The organism is Aquifex sp. (assembly GCF_056494385.1).
The window spans coordinates 1-3,269 of sequence record NZ_JBSLZM010000047.1 but is presented as its reverse complement, the minus strand read 5'-3'; the positions used below and the strand labels follow the sequence as shown (position 1 = coordinate 3,269).

Below are 3,269 nucleotides of genomic sequence, written 5' to 3'. Positions count from 1 at the left end.
AAGGAGATCCGACTAAAGCTCCTTTCATCTCAGAATCTTCCTCAGCTCTGCAGGAGTGATTATCTTTATGCCTTCAATTTCTCCTACAGAAAGAAGCTCCTTGTCTCCGCTGACAACAAAATCCGCTCTTCCCGACACCGCACACTCAAGAAACTTGAGGTCGTCCTTATCTGTACACACTTCTTCATCTATCCTGAACTTAACTTCAACCATTTCCGAGCAGGGTAGAATTTCCACGTAGAGTAAGAAGTCAATCTCTTCCTCCGTAAGAGCTAACTTGGGATAGTGAAGGACCTTTACAAGCTCCTCAAGTGTGTCTTCTGAAAAAAGAAGAGTTAGCTTACCTCCATTCCATGCCTTGTGAATGAATGCGAGCCTTCCTCCGAAAAGTAGGGAAGACAGGATCACGTTCGTGTCCAGAACCACTCTCAGCTTTTTCTTGCCCACTTTACCGCTTCCTCAAGGTCCCTTTCGGTAAGCCCCGCCTCTTTTATCTTCTCCCTTATCTTCTCAAGGGTTATGTTTGAAGGTACGGTCTTTACGGGAATCAGAACTATCCTGCCTTCTTCAACCGTTACCTCAAAATACTCCACTTCGGGGAAGTTTTTGAGGACCTCCTTAGGAAGCGTAATCTGATTTTTGGATGTTTTCTTTACTAACATGCCTTACCTCCTTATTTTCTAAAAGTAAGGAAGAATTGCTCAACGTCAAGAAACAAGAAGATTGTATGATAAGTGAACATGAGCTGGAAGAAATTTACAAGAGCTATCTCTGAACTTCTCAGAACCAGGTCGGGTCAGGAACGGAATATGTATCCTGAAATTAAGAAGGTCTTTGAAGCTATAGGCTGGGGAGCGGGAAATATTAAGGTTGATGTTTCTCTGGGAAAAAGAAGGGATATACCCGACTTTGCGGTTCTCATTAAAGAGCTCGGATTTCCGTGGATTGTGGGAGAAGCAAAGGCAAAGGCGAGGCTCTTTGAGAGTGACAGAAATATAGAGGAAATCCTCGGTGAAAAGAAGAAGTATGTGGTTCTGGGAACAGAATGGTTCGTTCTCGTTGACCCCGAGATATGGGTGATTATGCCCGTGTTCGGGCTTGAAATCAGAACAGGGCAGAAAAGGGTTTTTGATGTTAGCGATAAGGCTCAGGTAAGAGAGCTGTGGGAATTCCTTAGAGGAAACCTGTCTCCTGCAGCTTTTGAACAGCGGGAAAACCTTAAAAAATTCCTTGAAGGGGACACCTCACATGTGGGAAGTATAGACCCGTCCGAGAATAGGGAAGCCTTTTTCAATACGCTTGAGAGGAGCTTTAACCTGCTTATGAATACGGTCAAGGGACTTGTCCCCAGAGCGGAAGAGTTCTATGAAAAGATGAAAGAACACCTTGAATACTTCTACTCCATAGCTTCAAGAGGCTCAAACAACACAAAGGACATCCTCAATATCACCCCGACGGGCGTAGAACCTGACTTTCCTGCTTACGCTTCCATGGATATAGATTGGGAAGAGTTTGAAAACAGGCTCTCCATTCTTTCTTCCATGTTCAGGAAGAATCGCCCCCTTTTCCAGTTCTTCTACACCTACGTGTGGTTAAGAGACAGGGATTTTGACCGCAAGCTTAAAGGCTCTCTCGTTTTCGGAACCGCCATGCTCCTTATGGCACGCATGCTTACCATAAGATTTGTAGAAGATCTTTCTTTCCTCGGGAGAAAAATCTTTTCTAACGGCGGTATAGAGAGTTTTGTGAAGTTCAGGGAACACGTCAGGGCTAACATGACAGAGCTTGTAAGATACGGATCCCAGCTTACAGAAGAAATCTTCCCCACAATTATGGGAGAAACCGTTTACGACTGGGTTTTGTATCTTTCCGACGATTCTCTGTCAAGAGCTATAGAATACATACTCTACTGGCTTTCTTTCGTAGAGTTTTCAAAAGTAAGGGGGGACATTCTTTCTCAAATTTACACCAGGATGGTTTCCCCGAGCACGAGAAAAAACCTCGGTCAGGTCTTTACTCCATTCTGGATAGCGGAATGCATAGCGGACAGCATCCTTGGCATGACCGGCGGAAGCGTTGAAAGCGTCCTTGACCCCGCCTGCGGTTCCGGAACCTTCCTCGTTGTCTTTTTTGAAAGGCTTGCGGGAGAAAAGTTCAAGAGGGGAACCATATCTTACGAGAGGTTCAAAAAAGAGGTAGAGAAGATACACGGCAACGACATTGATCCCTTTGCATCCGCCCTCTCAAGGCTTCAGCTCTTCTGGCACCTGCTTCCCTTTAAGGACAGACTACAAGGACGACCCATGCCTCTCCTGAAGGTTTCTGTCGGGGATGCGGTAGGCACACAGAGAGGTCTTTACGAAACAGGCGGTATGTGGAAAATCTACAGCACAAGAGAGTATCAGGCGGTTGTGGGGAATCCCCCTTATGTTCGCCCTGAGATACTGAGAAGCGAGAGGGAAAACTCATCACCTTCGGACCCCCTCGCAAGGGCAAACCTGAGGGCGGTGTTCACCTACAGGGCTCTCAGGGATTGGGTTGACGAGGATGGGTACCTTGGCTTCGTTCTCTCTCTTTCTGTTTTTGACAGTAACCACGAGAAACCGCTGAGGGACCTCCTCAGAACAGAGTGGACTGTAAAGGAGATAGTGGACCTTGAGCTTGTTGCTAAAGAGATTTTTCCCGAAGTTGCTGTCAATCCCGTAATTCTGATAGTTCAGAAAAGGAAACCTTCCGGGAATGACCAAATCACCCTGAAGTTCCTTGATGCTCCTACGAACAAGAAAGGAAAAGAGATACTGAATGATCTCAAAGTGGTAAATTTCAAATACGATGAGATCTTTACCGAAGATGGGCGAATACTTACCAAGATAACTCCCGAAAGGCTTGAGCTTATAAACCATATAAAGAAGTTCCCGACCTTTGAAGACATCGCAAGGGTATGGTGGAGAAAAAGAGAAGGGAATACCTACGTGGAAGCCTCTCTTGAGGAGCCATACGAAAGTGAAGGATGGGAACAGTCAAAGATGATAGCAAGAGGACTGGTTTTCAGGCGCCAGAAACATCATGGAAGCTGGAGAGTTTACAAGGGAGAGAACATCCTTGCCTGCCAGCTTATAGATGAACCTGCGGAAAGAGGCCTTGACGTAACAAGAGCGAGCGATCCCTCCTTCTGGAGGTTCCCGTATGCCCTGCCCGAAAGGGGATATGCCTTTCTTCGGATATGTCTCGCTACTACAGCTTGTCCCTTCAACCCGAGAGAGCAGGCG

General features: G+C 46.3%; 3 protein-coding genes. 1 reads left to right on the top strand and 2 read right to left on the bottom strand.

Annotation, left to right across the window (positions count from 1 at the left end; genetic code table 11):
• Positions 1 to 24 precede the first annotated feature (24 nt).
• Positions 25 to 447: a putative toxin-antitoxin system toxin component, PIN family gene (locus tag ACWB1W_RS03630; RefSeq protein ID WP_479370034.1), complete on the bottom strand. Its 423-nt coding sequence runs from the start codon at positions 445 to 447 to the stop codon at positions 25 to 27.
• Entirely contained in the window at positions 429 to 662 is a 234-nt protein-coding gene (locus ACWB1W_RS03625) for an AbrB/MazE/SpoVT family DNA-binding domain-containing protein (protein ID WP_479370033.1), read from the bottom strand. Before ACWB1W_RS03625 ends, ACWB1W_RS03630 begins: the two co-directional genes overlap by 19 nt.
• Positions 663 to 740: 78 nt before the next feature.
• Between ACWB1W_RS03625 and ACWB1W_RS03620 the strand changes: the two genes are divergently transcribed.
• On the top strand, positions 741 to 3,269 hold a 2,529-nt coding region (locus tag ACWB1W_RS03620), incomplete at its 3' end, for an N-6 DNA methylase (protein WP_479370032.1).